We start from the raw sequence: 18,347 nt of genomic DNA on the forward strand, positions 1-18,347 counted from the left end.
GTCAGCGACTGTCTGCCCAGGAGTGGATCTACGAACGCTTCGCGACTCTCATTGGTCGGATCGATATGACGCGGACCGGTCAAGGCTCGCCCTACGCTCTGGTGGTCACGGCCAAGGCTGAAGACCTCGCCAACGGTACCGGTGCTGGGGTGGCGGGGACTGAGAATCCGGTCCCGATCAGTGAGCTGGTTCGTCACGGATTGAACGGGGCAGTGTTCTTCGACCTCATCTCTGACAAGGCGAAGACGATGCAGGTGGTCACGGAGAATCGGTTCGCGAATGCCAAGCAGATCGCGGTTCTCACAGCTCGTGATCAGGGGTGTACGTTCCCCGGGTGTGATGCTCCGCCGGGGTGGTGCGATGCCCACCATATTGTCGAGTGGGCACAAGACGGTAAGACCGATGTCAATAATATGATGTTGAGTTGTTCTGCCCATCACCATCTTTTGGATAGGTCGGAGTGGGAGACAGTGATGCTCAAAGACGGCAGGCCTGCGTGGGTGCCCCCGGCATCGATGGATCCGGCCCGGCGACCGGTATTGCATGCGAGGTTCGTAGCTCAAGACGTCATCGACACACTCTTCAACGAGTGACTCTTCAGGTTGCTCAAGCCACTCAGGCTGCTCAGGTGTAGCTGAGTGCCAAATTCTTCACCGCCGCAGATACGGCATGCGCTGCTCGAAGGCCCTCTTCGGCGTTGAAGTCTGCTGGGAAGGTGAAGCGCACACTGGTCTTGGCGAGATCATCGTCGATGCCCAACGCGGTGAGCACATGCGATGGCTCATCCGAGCCGACGGCGCAGGCTGAGCCGCTCGAGGCTGTGACGCCCAGGCGTTCAAGCTCGAGCAGCACGGCCTCGCCGCTTGTACCTGAGAAACAGAACGAGGCGTGATTCGGAGTGCGCAGCGACTCACTGCCTGTGAGGAACGCCCCGGGAACCGTGGCCAGAACCTCGGCGATGAAATCATCCCGGATGGCCTGGACACGGCCGGTGGCTTCGGTCCGCTCCGCCTCGGCGAGTTCCAACGCGGTGGCAAAGGCAACGGCGAGGGCAACGTTCTCTGTTCCCGACCGACGCCCGGACTCTTGACCACCGCCGTGGATGAGGGGTTCGAGAGGGATACGTGCACGAATCGCAGCGACCCCGATTCCCTTCGGCGCACCGACCTTGTGCCCGGCCAGGCTCATGGCGTCGACGCCGAGTCCACCCAACGGGAGCCATCCCGCAGCCTGCACAGCATCGGTGTGGAAGAACGCGCCGGCATCGTGAGCAACCCTGGCGAGGACTGCAATATCGGCGACCGTGCCGATCTCGTTGTTCGCGTACCCCAGACTGACCAGGAGCGTGTCCTCGCGCAGAGCCGAACCAAGTGCCTCGACCGTGATCGTGCCATCGGGGCTGACGGGCACCTCCGTGATCTCGAACCCGTGCCGACGAACCAGGAAGTCCGCCGCGGCGAGCACCGCCTCATGTTCAAGGGCAGAGGTCACGATATGGCGCCGAGCTGGCCGACCAACCGACCCCGCACCGAAGCCAGCAACGCCACCGGAGTCAGCAACGCCACCGAAGCCAGCGTCGCCATCGGCCCCAGCCCCGAGAGCGATACCGATGATCGCAAGATTGTCGGATTCGGTGCCGCCGCTGGTGAAGATGATGTCGGTGCTGCGCATGCCGAGCACCTTCGCCACCCGTCGACGCGCGTCCTTGAGCGCGTCTGCCGAGGTACGGCCGACCTCGTGGTGGCTCGACGGGTTGCCGAACGCACCGGTCAGATATGGCCAGGCCGCCTCGAGTGCCTCCCTGCGCACGGGTGCCGCCGAGGCGGTGTCGAGGTAGAGCGGAACACCGCCGTTATCGAGGGGCGATTCGAGCGCCATATCAGCCTGCGTCCAGAATCAGGTCGAGGCCCAGATCGATCGCACGGACACTGTGCGTCAGCGCACCCGAGGAGATGACGTCGACCCCGGTGTCGGCGATGTCTGCGACGGTTTCGATGGTGACGTTGCCGCTGGCCTCAACGATCGCACGTCCGGCGATGAGCTCGACTCCTGCACGCAGATCGGTCAAGGTGAAGTTGTCGAGCATGATGATGTCGGCACCGCCGTCGAGCACCGCATGGATCTGCTCGAGACGATCGACCTCGACCTCGATCGTCGTCGTGTGTGACAACTGAGCCCGAGCCGACCGGATCGCGGCACTGACATCGGCGTTCTCACCAGCGAGAACAGCGAGGTGGTTGTCCTTGACCATGACCGCTTCAGAGAGCCCGAACCGGTGGTTGTGCCCACCACCGCAGACCACCGCGTGCTTTTCGAAGGCCCGTAGTCCGGGCGTGGTCTTGCGGGTGTCGACGATGCGCACACCTCGACCGTCCGTGTTCGCGCCTACGGTATTCGACGATGCCGCATCGACGAAGGCCCTGGTCTGCGTCGCGATTCCGCTCATGCGCTGGCAGAAGTTCAGTGCGATCCGCTCGGCTCGCAGAACCGCACGTGCCGGCCCCGAAACCGTAGCCAATGTGTCGCCAGCTGCGAAGGCATCTCCATCGATGCTGGTGAGATCCACATCGACGCTCGGGTCGACAAGGGTGAAGGCACGAGCGAATACATCGATTCCAGCAAGGACTCCGGCCTCGCGTGCGCTCAGCTTCGCCGTCGCCAAGGCAGTGGCCGGGATAAACGTCTCACCGGTGATGTCGCCCCACGGTGCGTCCTCGTCGAGAGCACGCCGGAGTGCAGAGTCGATGGTTGTGGCGCTCAGCATGAGGCGGCCTCCTGAAGCAGGGAAGTGGTGGGAAGGGGTTCAACGGATGCCGGCTGTTGCTGCGTCGGCAGTGTGCTGGACACAGGGAAGTCGGTGCGGGTGTGGGCACCTCGGCTCTCCTGTCGGGCGAGGGCATGAGTCGCAATGTGGCGCGCGATGAGAGTGAGATTCGCGGTCTCGAGTCCCTCACGATCAGTCACCGACGGGCCTCCCTCGTGGTCTGTCGAGGACCGGCCTCCCTCACGATCCGTCAAGAACGGGCCACCCTCGTCGAGGCGGTCGAGCAGTGCCCGCAGTCCTGTTTCGTTTCGTTCCACGCCGAGGTGGTTCCACGCGAGATCCCTCAGCTCGTCCCGCGACATAGACATGGAGGCACAAGCAGCATCGCCGAGTTCTCCTCTGAAATCCGGCATCGGCTCCATCGATTGCGTAACGTCCGCCGCAATCGCCTCAGCCGCGCGGACTCCGAACACCGCACCTTCGAGCAGAGAATTCGACGCCAGACGGTTGGCGCCGTGCACACCGGTGCAGGCGACTTCACCGACTGCGAAGAGTCTGTCGACCGAGGTTCGGCCGTCCAGGGCGGTGGCGATACCGCCCATGAAGTAGTGAGCCGCCGGAGTGACGGGGATGAGGTCGGTGGCGAGGTCGAGTCCGTGGGCTGCAAGACCGCGTGTGATGGACGGGAAACGAGCGGTCACCTCGGGGATGGCTCTGGCATCGAGGTGGCAGAACGCCCCGTTCTGTGCCGCCATCGTCCGGTGGATCGCCAGGGCCACGACATCACGTGGTGCGAGCTCAGCTCGGGGATCGATGTCGGGTATGAAGCGGTGACCGTGTGCGTCGAGAAGCACGGCACCGGCACCGCGGACCGCCTCGGAGATGAGGAACCCCGCGCCGGCAAGCGCAGTCGGGTGGAATTGAAAGAACTCCAGGTCGGCAATGTCAGCACCGGCACGGATCGCAGCGGCCAGACCGTCACCGGTCGCAGCCAGCGGATTCGTCGTGTGTGCGAAGAGCTGCCCAGCGCCACCCGTTGCCAACACCACCGCATCGGCAGCCAACATTTCGAGCGCACCGTCCTGGAACAGGCTGACGCCGGTGGCCCTCTCAGAAGCGACGGCATCGACCGCGCGGCCATTCGCGGTGGACCCGCAGCGGCCTTCGCCGGTCACGATGTCGACGAGCATCGAATGCTCACGCACAGCGATTCTCCCAGCGGCCGCCTCGGCGCGGGTGGCCTTGACCAGGGCACCGGTGATCGCACGACCGGTGGCATCGCCGCCGGAATGGAAGATGCGCGCCACGGAATGCGCACCCTCCATGCCCCTGGCCCAGCGCCCGGAGACATCCGTGTCGAAGTCGACACCGGCGGCGGCGAGTTCGAGGATTCGGTCGGGGCCCTCGGTGCACAGCACGCGAACGGCGGCCTCATCACTGAGTCCGGCGCCGGCGATCAGGGTGTCGTCGATGTGCGACTCGACGCTGTCCTCGGCAGCGAGGACTCCGGCGATCCCGCCTTGAGCCATGGCCGTATTCGACTCGCCCAGACCGTCTTTGGTCACGACGGTGACGTCATGTCCATCTGCCAGTCGCAGGGCGGCGGTCAGTCCCGCGATCCCGGAGCCGATGATGACGATGTGAGCCATGAGTCGCTCAGATCCGGGGCTTCGCGGCGAGCATTCGCTCAAGAGACACCCGAGCAGGATCGGCCACCTCGGCGTCGACGGAGATCTGGTTGATCACCTGGCCGTCGATCAGGGACTCAAGGACCCAGGCAATGTAGCCGGGGTGGATCCGATACATCGTCGAGCACGGGCACACGACAGGATCGAGGCAGAAGATCGTGTGCTCGGGATGTTCGGCTGCCAAACGTTGGACGAGGTTGATCTCGGTGCCGATGGCGAATGTGGTCGGTTCGGTCGCCTCGGCGATGGCCTTCGTGATGTAGGCGGTGGATCCGGATTCATCGGCCGCGGCCACGGTCTCCTGTGGGCATTCGGGGTGGACGATGACGCGCACATCGGGGTGATCGACGCGTGCCTTGGCGATCTGCGCGGGGGTGAAGCGCTTGTGCACCGAACAGAACCCCTGCCACAGGATGACCTTCGAGTCCTCGATCGTGTCGGGGGAGTTGTTGCCCAGAGGCCGCGCTGGGTTCCACAGCGGCATGGCCTCAATGTCGATGCCCATGTTCAGAGCGGTGTTGCGGCCCAGGTGCTGGTCGGGGAAGAACAGCACGCGCTGGCCGCGCTCGAACGCCCACTCAAGGACCACCTCGGCGTTGGAGGAGGTGCACACGATGCCACCGTTGCGGCCGCAGAATCCTTTGATTGCGGCCGAGGAATTCATGTAGGTCACCGGGATGACGGGAGCCTTGCCCTCCGAATCGGGCTCCTCGCCCAGCAATTCGGTCAGCTGCTCCCAGCAGTCCTCGACCTGGTCGATGTCGGCCATATCGGCCATCGAGCAACCCGCAGCGAGGTTGGGCAGGATGACCGACTGCTCAGGTGTGGAGAGCAGATCGGCGGTCTCGGCCATGAAGTGCACGCCGCAGAAGACGATCGCCTCAGCCTCGGGATGATTCTGGGCAGCCTTGGCAAGCATGAACGAGTCGCCGATGTAGTCCGCATGCTCGACGACCTCGACCCGCTGGTAGTGGTGGCCGAGGATGACGACCCGGTCGCCGAGCTTCTCCTTGGCCCGGATGATCCGCTCATTGAGCTCCTCCGCCGAGGCATCCCTGTACTCGGCGGGGATCTCACCCTGGCGTGGGGCTGCGACGGGAATCGGATCGTCCATCGAAGCGCCGGGCCCGTATCCGGGCTTGACATCGACGTCCCACGGGGCATCGATGAGGTCGGTTGAACACATATCGTCGTTCGCACCCTTCGCGGAGATGTCTTTGAGGGTGAGCTCGATCGAAGCTGTTGTGGTCATCATCGTCCTTCGCAGAGTGGAGCGGTGCTCCCATGGAATGGAGCTGCGCGCCCCTGAAAAAGTTTTGCGCAGATTTGAGCTTAATCATCAATGCTCGTAATGTAAAACACCACCGTGCGGTGGACCAGGGTCGATGATCTAGTCTGGAAACTGGCTCGCAATCCGAGTCGACCCGAACGTGAACCCGCGTGATTCGGCCGGCGCCACAGCTTGCCGCCGACTTGCGCCTACGCGGCGCTGACGATGCGCAGCCACCCAGACGAAGGCCGACCGAAGAGGATGCCCATGCCCCTGCCCCAGAATCCGACACCAGATCGTCCCGAGAGTTCCGCACCGGCAGAGCCCGAGAGTTCCGCTCCAACACGGCCTGAAAACTCCACGTCCGACCAGCCCGAGATGACTCCGCCTTACGGGGGCGGTCCCAGCCAGACTGCAGCTGCCGGTGCATCCGCGGCCCCACCTCGGCGAGTGCGGACTCTCGACCTCATCAAGGCCAAGGCCGAAGGCCGCCGCTGGGCGATGCTGACCAGCTATGACCAGTACACGGCCGCGCTGTTCGAGCAGGCCGGAGTCGAGGCGCTGCTGATCGGAGACTCCGCGGCGAACAATGTCTACGGCCACGAGACCACGCTGCCCGTCACCGTCGATGAGCTCATTCCACTGGCACGAGCGGTCTCCGGTGCGACCTCGCGGGCGTTGATCGTCGCGGACCTGCCATTCGGCAGCTATGAGATCTCCGATGAGCAGGCGGCCGCGACGGCAGTGCGGTTCATGAAGGAAGCCGGCGTCCACGCGGTCAAGCTCGAAGGGGGAGTGGCCGTGGCCTCGAGGATCAAGGCGATCACGACCGCCGGCATACCGGTGATGGCACACATCGGATTCACGCCTCAAGCCGAGCACAACCTCGGCGGGTACAAGGTCCAGGGTCGTGGGGATGCCGGTGATGCGCTGCTGGCCGATGCTCGTGCCGTCGCCGAGGCTGGGGCATTTTCCGTGGTCATGGAGATGGTTCCAGCCGGGTTGGCTGCCCAGGTGACGGCGGAGATGGCGATTCCGACCGTGGGGATCGGCGCCGGTGCCGACTGCGATGCCCAGGTGCTCGTCTGGCAGGATATGGCGGGTCTGCGCACGGGCAAGGCGCCACGGTTCGTCAAACGGTATGCCGACCTGCATTCGGTGCTCTCCGATGCTGTCGGTCGCTATGTCGATGAGGTCAAGAGCGGCGATTTCCCCGAGCCCGAGCGGAGTTTCCAGTGATGGAGATCGGTGGAATCCAGGCCCTGCGTACCTGGCGGAAACGGCAGTCGGGCACCGTGTCGCTGGTGCCGACGATGGGTGCCCTGCATTCTGGTCATCAGGCGCTGATGGACAGGGCCCGAGCATCGGGTGATTCGGTGGTGGCCAGCATCTTCGTCAACCCGCTGCAGTTCGGTACCGACGAGGACTTCTTCCAATACCCGCGGCCCTTCGAAGCAGACTTGGAAGTCTGCGAGGCCGCCGGAGTGGATTTCGTCTTCGCGCCGGCGCTGGGGGAGATGTATCCGTCTGCGCCCGAGGTCACCGTGTCCTCCGGGCGGATGGGTGCGGTGTACGAAGGCGAAGCGAGGCCCGGGCATTTCGACGGAGTCCTCACCGTCGTGGCCAAGCTCTTCACCCTGACGGCACCGGACTCGACGGTGTTCGGCCTCAAAGACATCCAGCAGTTCTGCCTGGTCAAACGCCTGATCGCCGACCTCAACTTCGACATCGAGTTGATTGGTTTGCCAGTCGTCCGCGACGCAGACGGACTGGCGATGTCGAGCCGCAACGAATATCTGGCACCGGCGGATCGAGCGGCTGCATTGGCGATTCCTCGCGCCCTGGACGCCGCGGCCCAGGCGGCAGCCGACTGGTCTCCGAGCGATGAGCCTCCAACGGTCGTCGAGAGCGCGGCGAAGTTGGTGCTCGACCCCGCCTCCGATCGCCGTGACCTCACGCTCGGCTATCTCAGCCTTGTCGATGCGCGAACTTTTCAGCCCTGTGCATCCGACTTCCGTGGGCAGGCGCTGCTGCTCGTATCCGCGACGGTCGGGGGAACGCATCTCATCGACAATGTGCCACTCGAATTCGTCAGTTCTCCATGAATTCGCGAGTGCTTCACCTTTTGGAAGATTGAGGGATTCTCTTTGCGGCATTCCTCGAATTCTCTGTTTCGGATTGGGATATTTCGATCATGTCATCGCTTCGATGCCGAATTGTGATCTGAATATATAAGAATTGTTAAGATGCTGAAATGCCCATGTGGATGGGTTTGAGTGACTTTATTGATCGCGTCATTAATCGGCTTTAAGCAGTCATCCGCCCTTGTTCTGAGAGTCTGATGTGAATAGACTCCACATCAGCAACAGTGAAAATAAGAGTGTTCATTCGCGACGAATTCGAGTGATCATTCGCCTCAGCCGAAGGAGATGACGGAAATGCAAATGTCGGACTTGTGGTCGGTTCTTGCGAAAGTGGGACTGGCGATACTCATTCTTATCGTTACATGGATAATTGCATCGATCGTCAAATGGGCGATCGGAAAACTGGTGGCGAAGGTCCCGGCATTGCAGCGTGACGGCAATGATGGGCAGCAGATCGGAAAATCGATCGGGCAGATCGGGAGCCTGATCATCTGGCTGCTCGGCCTCATCGCCGTTCTGCAGCTGTTCAACCTCGACCAGGTGCTCACGCCGCTGCAGGGTCTGCTCGACGGAATCTTCGGCTTCCTGCCGAACATCATCGGTGCCGGGGTCATCTTCTTCATCGGATTCGTCTTTGCGAAGATCGCCAAGCAGCTGGTCCAGACTGCGCTCAACGCCGTCGACCTCACCAAGCTGACATCGAAGTTCAGCTCGCTGGGAGACCGCGCCACAGGAATCGTCGGTGCATCGACGGGGGCCGAACCGCAGCACAACAACATCAATGCTCAGCAGGCCGCCTACGACCAGCCTCATCAGGGTCAGCCCGGTCAGCCGCAGCAGGGTGCCGGAAACCCGAACGCCGAGGCGAATGCCAAGATCTCGTCGCTCGCGGGCAACCTCGTCTTCGGAATCATCATCATCGTGGTGTCGATTTCGGCACTCCAGGTCCTGGGCATCGCGGCCATCTCACAGCCGGCACAGCAGATGTTGGAACTCTTCCTCAACGCCATTCCTGCCATCATCGCCGCCGGCATCCTGCTGGCCATCGGCGGAGTCATCGCGAAGTTCCTCGGCAACCTGCTCGAAGAGCTCTTGCGTGGAGTCGGCACAGATCGTGCTGTCAGCTCTCTCGGAATCGCTCCCGAGGGCACCAGCGCCTCGAGCGTGATCACCAAGATCGTCCAGGTGGCCATCATGATCTTCTTTGCGATCATGGCGACTCGGATGCTCGGGTTCCCCGAGATCACGAACATCCTCAACGAGATCCTCGACCTCGGCGGCAGCGTCCTCTTCGGCGCTGCGATTATCGCTGCGGGCTTCTTGGTTGCGGGCCTGATCGGGAAGTTCATCACGAACTCTCTTGCGAGCAAGGTTCTGCGTTACTCGGCCATCGCACTCTTCATCGCGATGGGTCTGCGTTACATGGGACTGGCCGATTCGATCATCAACCTGGCCTTCGGTGCTGTGGTCATCGGCGGTGCGGCCGCTGCTGCACTCGCCTTCGGCTTGGGCGGTCGCGATGCCGCGGCGAAGATGCTCGACAAGGTCGATGTCGAAGCCGCTGTCGACAATGACGGTGGAGCCGATCGCCATTCCGGCAGCGCCAACACCGCCGGCAGTGGAAACAGCGGAATCGGAACCGGCGGAGTCGGCGGCACCGGACACGGTGGAGCCGGAACCGCAGGACACGGTTCAGCCGGAACCGTCGGGCACGGCGGAGCCAGCGCCGGAGACGACGGTCCACTCGGTGGTCCCGGTGGCAGCGGTCCCGTACCGCCTGCCAGCTGACCAGATGACATGAAGAAGGTGCGGGCCGGGGACTATTCCCGGCCCGCACCTTCTTCGGCTTCAGTTTCGCCTGCAATACGTTCGCCTGCAATACGTTCGCCTTCGTTGCGCCCGCCTCGGCGTCGCTCGGCGCTACACGGGGATGGCGATGACGGCGATGCCCATGACTACGAGGACAGCGGCGGAGACCGCTTCGATGTAGAAGTCGGTGCTCCTCCTCTGGAGGGCGGCAGCTGCCATGCCGGCGATGAAGGCGAGAAGAATCTGGTAGGCCAGCATCAACCCGATCACGACCGAGATGAGCAGCAGGTAGTCGACGCCGGCGGCGGAGGACGGCACCAGGGTCGGCATGACGGCGAGGAAGAACAGTCCCGCCTTCGGGTTGCTCAATGAAGAGAACAGGCCCCGACGATACGAGATGACCGACCGCAGTTGTCCCCACGACTTTTTCGCACCGGGTTCAGTGCCGACCCCGGAGCCGGCGATCGCATCAGCAGGGGAGCCGGCCTCCACCTCGGCGCCCACCTCGGCGGCCTCAAGCTCGCCGAGGTCATCGGTGGCCGCCACGATCTCGCTGACCTGTCCGCGCGGGGGTGTTCCACGCAGTTCGGTGCGGATCCGCAGGGCCTGCCGGGCAGCCAGCACGCCGAGCAGGCACAGGTAGAGCCCGCCGACGACTTTGAGGACCAGCAGTGCAGAGGGGAAGGTTGTGAGCAGCGCGGAGATTCCGGTCAGCGCTGCGATCATCCAGACCGTCATGCCGGTCGCGGAGCCGAGCGAATAGATCAGACCTGCCTTGCGGCGCAGGGCTGAGAGACGAACGGTGAGGATCGTCTCCGGGCCGGGGGTCACGGCAAGGACGGTCGCAGCTCCGGCGATGGTGATGAGCTCGGCTCCGGTCATGGTGCTCCTTCAAGGACAGCGACCAGGCAGGTGACCTGGTCGGAGTGGAAAATGCGACGCTGCACGATGACGGCCCGAGATGCTGCGCACGAATCGCTCAGACCCGGACGCGAAGGGCTCTTCCTCAAGTCTGCCGCAGGTCACCCCGAGAGAACAGGTTGGAAAAAGCAATCATTTGCTAACGACCATTCGGGATGACCGAACGATCATCGACTAGTCTGAGGACATGTGGGATCTCAACCGACTGCGCATCTGGCGGGCCGTCGTCGCTACAGGCTCCGTCGTCGACGCCGCGAGGAGTCTCAACTACACATCGGCCACGGTCAGCCAGCACATCACCACCCTGCAGAAGGCCGTCGGAGTTCCCCTCTATCGCAGGTCTGGGCGCGGCATCGAGATCACGGATCTCGGTAAACGACTGGCCGAGGAATCTGCGGACGTCTTCACAGGTCTGAACAGGCTCGACACCGTGGTTGAGAGCTTCCGCACCGTGAATCGGCCCCGAATGCGCATCGCGGCATTCACCTCCTTCAACGCCGGGCTGCTGCCGGGGATCATCGAACCGGTCGCACTCGAACATCCGGACATGCGCTTCGACATACAGCTCAATGAACCGGCCAAGGTTCGCCGCAGCCACTGCACGATCGAGATCCGCAGCGAAGTTCCACAGGATGACGAGGTCCACCTGCCCGGAATGATGCGCACGGTCCTCTTCGACGACGACTACCGGGTCGTGGTCTCGGACAGGCACCGGTTCGCGAGCCTCGAATCCATCCCATTCAAAGACCTCGAAGACCAACGGTGGGTCGACTACGACCTGTGGGCCGGTCCGACGAGCAAGGTCGTCGACCTCGCCTGCGCCGCGGCCGGATTCGAACCCCGGACCTTCGCCGCCTCGGAGGACGAGTTCGCCGCGCTGGCCCTCGTCGCCTCGAACCTGGCCATCACCGTCCTGCCGCGTCTGTCGTCTGCCCAGCTGCGACCTGGTCTGAGAGCCGTGGGCCTCACCGATCCCACGCCCGTGCGCCGCGTCGTCATGCATGTGCGCGAACGCGAAGCGCACCTTCCGCACGTGCGGTCCTTCGTCACCGCCACCGAGGCAGTTGTGGCTGACTACCTGGCCCGCTGAGAGGCCGTACTGCCCAGGGAGACGCACCGTTCCTCATAGTGAGCTGAGTCTTCGGCGTCAGGGCGGTGGGATAGGCTGTTCGGGTGAGTTCTGAAATCGAAATCGGCAAAGGCAAGCGCGGTCGTCGCGGCTATTCACTCGACGATATCGCCGTCATCCCTGCTCGGCGCACCAGAGATCCCGAGGACGTGTCGCTGGACTGGCAGATCGACGCCTACAAGTTCGACCTCCCATTCATCGGTGCCCCCATGGACTCCGCCATGTCCCCGGAGACCGTGATCGCCCTGGGCAAGCACGGTGGCCTGGGCGTTCTCGACCTCGAAGGTCTGTGGACCCGCTATGAGGATCCCGCTCCGCTGCTGGCCGAAATCGCCCAGCTGCCGGCCGAGATGGCGACCGCACGGATGCAGGAGCTCTACTCCGCACCCATCCAGGCAGAACTCATCACCTCTCGACTCGAACAGATCCGCGAAGCAGGAGTCACCGTCGCCGGTGCCCTGACACCACAGCGGACTCAGCAGTTCTACAAGACCGTCATCGACGCCGGTGTCGACATCTTCGTCATCCGCGGCACCACGGTCTCTGCCGAGCACGTGTCCTCGCAGTCCGAGCCGCTCAACCTCAAGCAGTTCATCTACGAGCTCGACGTGCCAGTCATCGTCGGCGGCGCCGCCACCTACACGGCGGCACTGCATCTCATGCGCACCGGTGCCGCCGGTGTCCTCGTCGGCTTCGGCGGGGGAGCGGCGGCGACGACACGCAAGACCCTCGGCCTCCACGCGCCGATGGCCACCGCGATCGCAGATGTCCACGCCGCTCGGCGTGACTACATGGATGAATCCGGCGGTCGCTACGTCCACGTCATCGCTGATGGCGGACTGGGCACCAGCGGTGAGATCGTCAAGGCCTTCGGCGTGGGGGCCGACGCTGTCATGCTCGGCACTGCGCTGGCCCGGTCGACCGAGGCTCCGGGCCGCGGAATGCATTGGGGCGCCGAGGCGCATCACCCTGAACTTCCCCGCGGGCACCGGGTGGAGCTGGGAACCGTGGGCAGTCTCGAACAGGTTCTGTTCGGACCCGGACGCACCGCCATCGGCGAACTCAACCTCGCCGGTGCCCTGCGGCGTGCTCTCGCGACCACAGGCTATGTCGATCTGAAGGAATTCCAGCGCGTGGATGTCACCGTCTCGCCCTATCAGCCTGGATCGGTGGTGTGATCTGTTCCGCCTGGCGCTGACCCCCAAGTGGTTGGGGTCCCTGCTCTTCGTGCTCATCCTGGTCACCTGCTTCGTCGGACTCTCCGCATGGCAGGTCGACCGGGCTCAGCACAAGAACGATGCCGTCGATTCGGCGAATGTCGAAGAGATCGTGCCGTTCAATGATGTCATGGAGGCCCAGGCCCCGATGCCGGGAATCCTGGCCGATCAGCGGGTGAGCCTGTCCGGACACTGGCTCCCGGACGATCAGGTCGTCGTCCCCGGGCGCGTGCTCGATGGGGACAGCGGCTACTGGGTTGTGACGATGTTCGCTCCCGATGATGCCCGCCTCGGCGATTCGGTCGGCGCCGATGCCTCTGACAAAACCATTGCGATCCCCGTACTGCGCGGCTTCACCACCGATGAGAAAACCGCCATGGAGTCCCGTGCGGCAGAGGGCCCAGTCGAGATGAAGGCACAGATCGGCCCCGTTGAGGGCCCGATGCCCGGCAACTCGCTGCCCGAGGGGCAGGTGCGCAGCGTCTCGACGTCACAGCTGATCAACCTGTTCCCCGACCTTCTGACCTATTCGGGCTTCCTCATCCCCGAAGACGCCGGCGGGGACGCCGCTTCCATCGCGACCGACGGTTTGTCCTTCGTGCCGCCGACGACGACGCGGGAGGAGGGCGGATTCGATCTGCAGTCCGCCGGCTATGCGATCGAATGGCTCATCTTCGCCGTCATGGCCCTGTATATGTGGTGGCAGCTTCTGCGCGATGACTTCGTGCGCCGCCGGCTCGGCAGCGACCCTGATTCTCAGGATCCGACAAACCGAGTCGAGTATGTTGTCGTCAAGTCCGCAGGCCAGGCCTCGATCGATCCCGAAGTGATGTCGGGGCTGACCGGCCTTCCCGCCCACAGGCATGGAGCGAAGAAGCCTCGCCGTCGTCGCGGCAGACCCGAAGCAGGCAACAGACCCGCAGCAGGCAACAGACCCGAAGCAGGCGGCAGCGACGACTCGACCGACGACGGCTCGACCCATACCAATGCCAATTCGACCAACACCACCCCGACCGGAGGAAACTGAGCGTGAGCGAAGAACCCGAGTCCCTGGATTCCCGCCCCGACTTCGACGACGGCGATGTGTGGAGTGTCAAGCGCTTCACCTCGGCGCGCAACGCGCTGAAGTTCTATCGCGTGATGGCCATCATCACGGGAACGATGCTCCTCATCCTCACCGTCGAGATGATCTACAAGTACCTCATCGCCGCTGATCCCTCGACGGCTCTGAACTTCGGCGGCTTCAACCTGGCCGCCGCGATCGCGATCTGCCACGGCTGGTGCTACGTCGTCTACCTCATCGGCTGCTTCTGGCTCAACCAGCAGATGCGTTGGACACTGGGCCGCTACATCGTCTTGGCCCTGGCCGGCGTGGTTCCGGTGATGTCGTTCATCCTCGAACGCAGAATCAACCGCCAGGTCGAGGCCGAGCTGGCAGCGGCCGTGGTGGTCGCTCCCAAGAGCTGAGGCCAGTAGTTGGGCACTCGGTGCCCGGTGTTTAGAATTGGGTCATGACGCAAACCCAGAGCACACAGGTGCCTCCTGTCCTCGTGGTCGATTTCGGTGCGCAGTATGCGCAGCTCATCGCCCGACGGATCCGCGAGGCAGGACTGTATTCCGAGATCATCGCCCATGACGCACCGGCCGCGGAGTTCGCGGCCAAGAATCCGATCGCCATCGTGCTCTCGGGCGGACCCTCGAGCGTCAACGACGAGGGCGCCCCCGGATTCGACACCGCTGTCTTCGATCTGGGCGTGCCCACCATGGGCATCTGCTACGGCTTCCAGCTGATGTCGACCACCCTCGGCGGACGGGTGGCCAAGACTGACAAGCGCGAGTACGGTTCGACCCCGGTCACGGTCTCCAGCACCGGTTCGCTTCTGGCCCAGACCCCGAACAGCTACAAGGTCTGGATGTCTCACGGAGATTCCGTCGCCGAGGCGCCTGCTGATTTCGATGTGCTCGCATCGACCCCGGACACCCCGGTCGCCGCCTTCGAGTGTGCGGCACGCAAGTTCGCCGGTGTGCAGTGGCACCCCGAGGTCCTCCACTCCGAGTACGGACAGCAGATCCTCGAGAACTTCCTGTTCGATGTCGCCGGTCTCACCGCCGACTGGACCAATGCTTCGGTCATCGACGAGCAGATCGAACTGATCCGGCAGCGCGCCGGTTCGAAGAAGGTCATCTGCGCCCTCTCAGGCGGAGTCGACTCCTCCGTGGCGGCGGCACTGGTTCACGAGGCCATCGGCGACCAGCTCACCTGCGTCTTCGTCGACCACGGTCTCCTGCGTGAGAACGAACGCGAACAGGTTGAGAACGACTACGTGAACTCGATCGGCGTCCGTCTGGTCACCATCGACGCGCGTGAGCAGTTCCTCTCCGAACTCGCCGGCGTCACCGATCCGGAGACTAAGCGCAAGATCATCGGCCGCGAGTTCATCCGCACCTTCGAGCAGGCCGCAGCCGACCTCGTCCTCGAGGCCAAGGACGAAGGCGAAGAGATCGGCTTCCTGGTCCAGGGCACGCTCTACCCCGACGTCGTCGAATCCGGTGGCGGATCCGGGACTGCGAACATCAAGAGCCACCACAATGTGGGCGGGCTGCCCGATGACATCACCTTCGAACTCATCGAACCCCTGCGCGCCCTGTTCAAGGATGAGGTCCGCGCCATCGGCCGTGAGCTCGGAGTCCCGGATGCCATCGTCTCCCGCCAGCCGTTCCCCGGCCCCGGGCTGGGAATCCGCATCATCGGCGAGGTCACGGAGGACCGCCTGGCGATCCTGCGCCGTGCCGATGCCATCGCCCGCGAAGAGCTGACCAAGGCCGGCCTCGACGGAGAGATCTGGCAGTGCCCGGTCGTCCTCCTCGCCGACGTTCGCTCCGTGGGAGTCCAGGGCGACGGACGTACCTATGGCCACCCGGTCGTGCTGCGCCCGGTCTCCAGCGAAGACGCGATGACCGCGGACTGGACACGGGTTCCCTACGACGTCCTCTCGGTCATCTCCAACCGCATCACGAACGAGGTCGACGACATCAACAGGGTCGTCCTCGACGTCACCTCCAAGCCTCCGGGCACCATCGAATGGGAATGATTCTGTTCCCCGACTACAACTCCTGAACAGCGTTCAGTTAAGGTAGGTGGTGCCCGAATAAGTCTCGGGTGCCACCTCACCATCGGAGAACTCATGTCACAAGCGCACACCGGCACCACCTCCTCGGCGAGGGGCTCGCGAAGGAACTCTGCCGGCAGAGCCGGCGATATCGCCCTGATCGCGGTCTTCGCCGCTCTGCTGGCGGCATTTGCGATCATGCCGCCGGTGCCAGTGGGCCCGGCCGGTGTGCCGATCACCCTGCAGACCTTCGCCATCGCCCTCTGCGGCCTGGTGCTGGGACCGTGGCGCGGTGGAGCGGCCGTCCTGCTCTACGTCGTCCTCGGCCTGCTCGGTCTGCCGATCTTCTCCGGTATGAGCGGCGGCATCGGCGTGCTCGCCGGTCCCAGCGCGGGCTACATCACCTCGTTCACGCTCTACGCACTGGCCAGCGGCTTCGTCGCCCGCTGGGCGATTCGCCGCTTCCGCGGAACGAAGCTGTGGGTCGCGCTGTTCCTCGGGGCACTCGGCTCGAGCCTGCTGCTCAACCACCCGCTGGGTATCCTCGGGATGTCGATCAACGCCGACCTGCCCCTGGGTGTCGCCGCCGTCGCCGACCTTGTCTACTGGCCCGGCGACATCATCAAGAACGTCCTCGCCGTGTCCGTCGCGATCCTCATCCACCGGGCATTCCCCGATGTCCTCCGCCGCCGAGGTGGCCCGACGTCGGTGCCGACCGCGCGCACTGCGGGTACTGGCTCCGCGGGTGCTGGCTCCGAAGGAACCAGCGTTGAGGGTGCAGCCGAAGGCACCGCGGCACAGTGATCTTCGGACGCAGACAAGATCCCGAGTCCGCAGTACCGGCGGGGGAGCAGATCTCGTTCTCCGAGGTCTCGGTCGGAGTTTTCGACGACACCCCGACCGGAGACGTCTACCGCCCGATACTGACCGACGTGAACGTCACTCTGGACGAGCCGACGGTCGCGATCATCGGCGCCAATGGGTCCGGGAAGTCCACGCTGCTGCAGCTGTTCAACGGGCTGGTCACAGCCGACTCCGGCCGAGTTCTCATCGACGGATTCGATCCGGTTGAGGAGGCGAAGCAGGTCCGCTCGCGGGTGGGCTTCGTCTTCACCGACCCTGCCGCGCAGCTCGTCATGCCGACCCCGCTCGAAGATATCGAACTCTCCCTGCGCAAACGCGTCCCGAAGGCGGAACGCCGCGCTGCTGCCCTGGCCGTGCTCGAGGAACTGGGCATCGCTGACCTGGCTGAACGCAGTGTCTACGAGCTCTCCGGCGGACAGCGGCAGCTCGTGGCTCTGGCCGCCGTTCTGGCTGTCGACCCGCAGATCCTGGTCCTCGACGAACCCACCACGCTGCTGGACCTGCGCAACAAGGAGAAGCTGCGCAAACTCCTCGCAGACCTTGTCGCCAGCCGAGGCGTGCGCGTGATCTTCTCGACCCACGACCTCGACTTCGCTGGGCTGGCCGACCGTGCCCTGGTCGTCGATTCCGGCCGCATCGTCCACGACTCGAACCCCGTCGAAGCGACCCGAATGTACCGTGAGCTGATCATGAGTGACTCCTCATGAGCAGCCGGTTCCGGGCGGGCAGTCGGTCCCGTGCCGGCATTCGGCCACGACCGCAGCTGTTCGGGAAGGTTGCGCACACTCCCGGTTGGCTGCACAGAACCGCTCCAGGGGTGAAGCTTGCTGTCATCGCCCTGATCGGAGTCGTCGCACTGGTCTTCCGCGACCCGGTCATCAACTGGTCGATGTTCGCCGTGCTCGTGATCCTCGGCTTCACTGCCAGGCTGAGATTGCACCACTTCCTCAAGACCTGGATCTATGCGGCAGTGCTGATCATCATCGTGGTGGCCATGCAGTACTTCTTCGGATCGATGCACGCGGGCCTCACCGTCGGCGGCACCGTCTTCGCCTGTGTGCAGGCCGCGCTGCTGCTGACATTGACCACAACCGTGGCGCAGCTGCTCGACACCTTCACCGTGATCGTCTCACCGCTGCGATTCCTCGGCGCCAGTCCTGACGCGATCGCCCTGACCGCAAGCCTCATGGTCCGCGCCATCTCCCATATCTCCGGACTGCTGGGAGAGGCTGACCGTGCTGCCCGAGCCCGCGGCCTCGACTCGAGCATCAAGGCCAGAGTGGTCCCCGCGATCCTCCGCTCGGTGAAATACGCCCAGGACACCGGCCGGGCACTCGACGCTCGCGGAATCGTGGACTGAACTCCACTGGAGCGGGTGCTTGAAGGTCATCCACCGAACATCCTCGGACAGCTGACCTGACGAAGAGTATC

Annotated in this window: 17 protein-coding genes; 12 read left to right on the forward strand and 5 right to left on the reverse strand. The window is 64.0% G+C overall.

Translation table 11 applies throughout. The features are described from left to right. Positions 1–593: HNH endonuclease signature motif containing protein (locus tag JFC13_RS09375; RefSeq protein ID WP_198396834.1), on the forward strand; the 593-nt coding region annotated here is incomplete at its 5' end. Between the two features lie 31 nt (positions 594–624). On the opposite strand, the gene JFC13_RS09380 is transcribed toward JFC13_RS09375, so the two are convergent. Genes JFC13_RS09380 through nadA form a run of 4 tightly spaced genes read right to left on the reverse strand, consistent with a single transcriptional unit; the run spans position 625 to position 5,704 of the window. Continuing rightward, complete coding sequence (locus tag JFC13_RS09380; RefSeq protein ID WP_198396835.1) at positions 625–1,878, reverse strand: cysteine desulfurase family protein; 1,254 nt, start codon at positions 1,876–1,878, stop codon at positions 625–627. A gap of 1 nt (position 1,879) precedes the next feature. Then, positions 1,880–2,764, reverse strand: coding sequence for a carboxylating nicotinate-nucleotide diphosphorylase (nadC, locus tag JFC13_RS09385; protein ID WP_198396836.1), 885 nt, complete (start codon positions 2,762–2,764; stop codon positions 1,880–1,882). Next, positions 2,758–4,413 carry an L-aspartate oxidase gene (nadB, locus tag JFC13_RS09390; protein ID WP_198396837.1) on the reverse strand — a complete coding sequence of 552 codons (1,656 nt, stop codon included), beginning with the start codon at positions 4,411–4,413 and terminating at the stop codon, positions 2,758–2,760. The genes nadC and nadB overlap by 7 nt, the downstream gene beginning before the upstream one ends. Before the next feature lie 7 nt (positions 4,414–4,420). Then, positions 4,421–5,704 (reverse strand): quinolinate synthase NadA, encoded by a 1,284-nt coding sequence (nadA, locus tag JFC13_RS09395; protein ID WP_198396838.1) that lies wholly within the window; start codon positions 5,702–5,704, stop codon positions 4,421–4,423. Between the two features lie 396 nt (positions 5,705–6,100). Between nadA and panB the strand changes: the two genes are divergently transcribed. The 3 genes from panB (at position 6,101) to JFC13_RS09410 (ending at position 9,654) form a co-directional block, all read left to right on the forward strand. Beyond that, positions 6,101–6,961, forward strand: a complete 861-nt coding sequence (panB, locus tag JFC13_RS09400; RefSeq protein WP_232488442.1) for a 3-methyl-2-oxobutanoate hydroxymethyltransferase — start codon at positions 6,101–6,103, stop codon at positions 6,959–6,961. Continuing rightward, positions 6,961–7,827, forward strand: a complete 867-nt coding sequence (gene panC / locus JFC13_RS09405; RefSeq protein WP_198397095.1) for a pantoate--beta-alanine ligase — start codon at positions 6,961–6,963, stop codon at positions 7,825–7,827. Before panB ends, panC begins: the two co-directional genes overlap by 1 nt. 324 nt (positions 7,828–8,151) lie before the next feature. Further along, positions 8,152–9,654, forward strand: coding sequence for a mechanosensitive ion channel (locus JFC13_RS09410; protein WP_232488443.1), 1,503 nt, complete (start codon positions 8,152–8,154; stop codon positions 9,652–9,654). A gap of 132 nt (positions 9,655–9,786) precedes the next feature. Here the strand turns inward: JFC13_RS09410 and JFC13_RS09415 are convergent, their stop codons facing one another. Further along, a complete protein-coding gene (locus tag JFC13_RS09415; RefSeq protein WP_198396840.1) occupies positions 9,787–10,557 on the reverse strand; it encodes a LysE family translocator in 771 nt (256 codons plus the stop codon). Between the two features lie 226 nt (positions 10,558–10,783). Here JFC13_RS09415 and JFC13_RS09420 point away from each other — a divergent pair, with 226 nt between their 5' ends. The 8 genes from JFC13_RS09420 to JFC13_RS09455 all read left to right on the forward strand — a co-directional run bounded on the left by JFC13_RS09420 (position 10,784) and on the right by JFC13_RS09455 (position 18,276). Continuing rightward, positions 10,784–11,686, forward strand: a complete 903-nt coding sequence (locus JFC13_RS09420; RefSeq protein WP_198396841.1) for a LysR family transcriptional regulator — start codon at positions 10,784–10,786, stop codon at positions 11,684–11,686. Positions 11,687–11,769: 83 nt separating this feature from the next. Beyond that, complete coding sequence (locus tag JFC13_RS09425; protein ID WP_198396842.1) at positions 11,770–12,903, forward strand: GuaB3 family IMP dehydrogenase-related protein; 1,134 nt, start codon at positions 11,770–11,772, stop codon at positions 12,901–12,903. Next, positions 12,863–13,969 (forward strand): SURF1 family protein, encoded by a 1,107-nt coding sequence (locus JFC13_RS09430; RefSeq protein ID WP_232488444.1) that lies wholly within the window; start codon positions 12,863–12,865, stop codon positions 13,967–13,969. The genes JFC13_RS09425 and JFC13_RS09430 overlap by 41 nt, the downstream gene beginning before the upstream one ends. A gap of 2 nt (positions 13,970–13,971) precedes the next feature. Then, positions 13,972–14,409 (forward strand): DUF3817 domain-containing protein, encoded by a 438-nt coding sequence (locus JFC13_RS09435; protein WP_198396843.1) that lies wholly within the window; start codon positions 13,972–13,974, stop codon positions 14,407–14,409. A 44-nt stretch (positions 14,410–14,453) separates the two neighbouring features. Further along, complete coding sequence (gene guaA, locus JFC13_RS09440; RefSeq protein WP_198396844.1) at positions 14,454–16,034, forward strand: glutamine-hydrolyzing GMP synthase; 1,581 nt, start codon at positions 14,454–14,456, stop codon at positions 16,032–16,034. 93 nt (positions 16,035–16,127) lie between these two features. After that, the gene (locus JFC13_RS09445) at positions 16,128–16,856 is read left to right on the forward strand and encodes a biotin transporter BioY (protein ID WP_198396845.1); all 729 of its coding nucleotides are present in this window, start codon (positions 16,128–16,130) and stop codon (positions 16,854–16,856) included. Next, complete coding sequence (locus tag JFC13_RS09450) at positions 16,853–17,623, forward strand: energy-coupling factor ABC transporter ATP-binding protein (RefSeq protein WP_198396846.1); 771 nt, start codon at positions 16,853–16,855, stop codon at positions 17,621–17,623. Before JFC13_RS09445 ends, JFC13_RS09450 begins: the two co-directional genes overlap by 4 nt. After that, on the forward strand, positions 17,620–18,276 hold the full coding sequence (locus tag JFC13_RS09455; protein ID WP_232488445.1) for an energy-coupling factor transporter transmembrane component T family protein: 657 nt from the start codon (positions 17,620–17,622) through the stop codon (positions 18,274–18,276). The genes JFC13_RS09450 and JFC13_RS09455 overlap by 4 nt, the downstream gene beginning before the upstream one ends. The last annotated feature ends 71 nt before the right edge of the window (positions 18,277–18,347 follow it).

Origin of the sequence: Brevibacterium antiquum (assembly GCF_016107655.1) — a bacterium.
In the GTDB taxonomy this organism is placed as follows: domain Bacteria; phylum Actinomycetota; class Actinomycetes; order Actinomycetales; family Brevibacteriaceae; genus Brevibacterium; species Brevibacterium antiquum.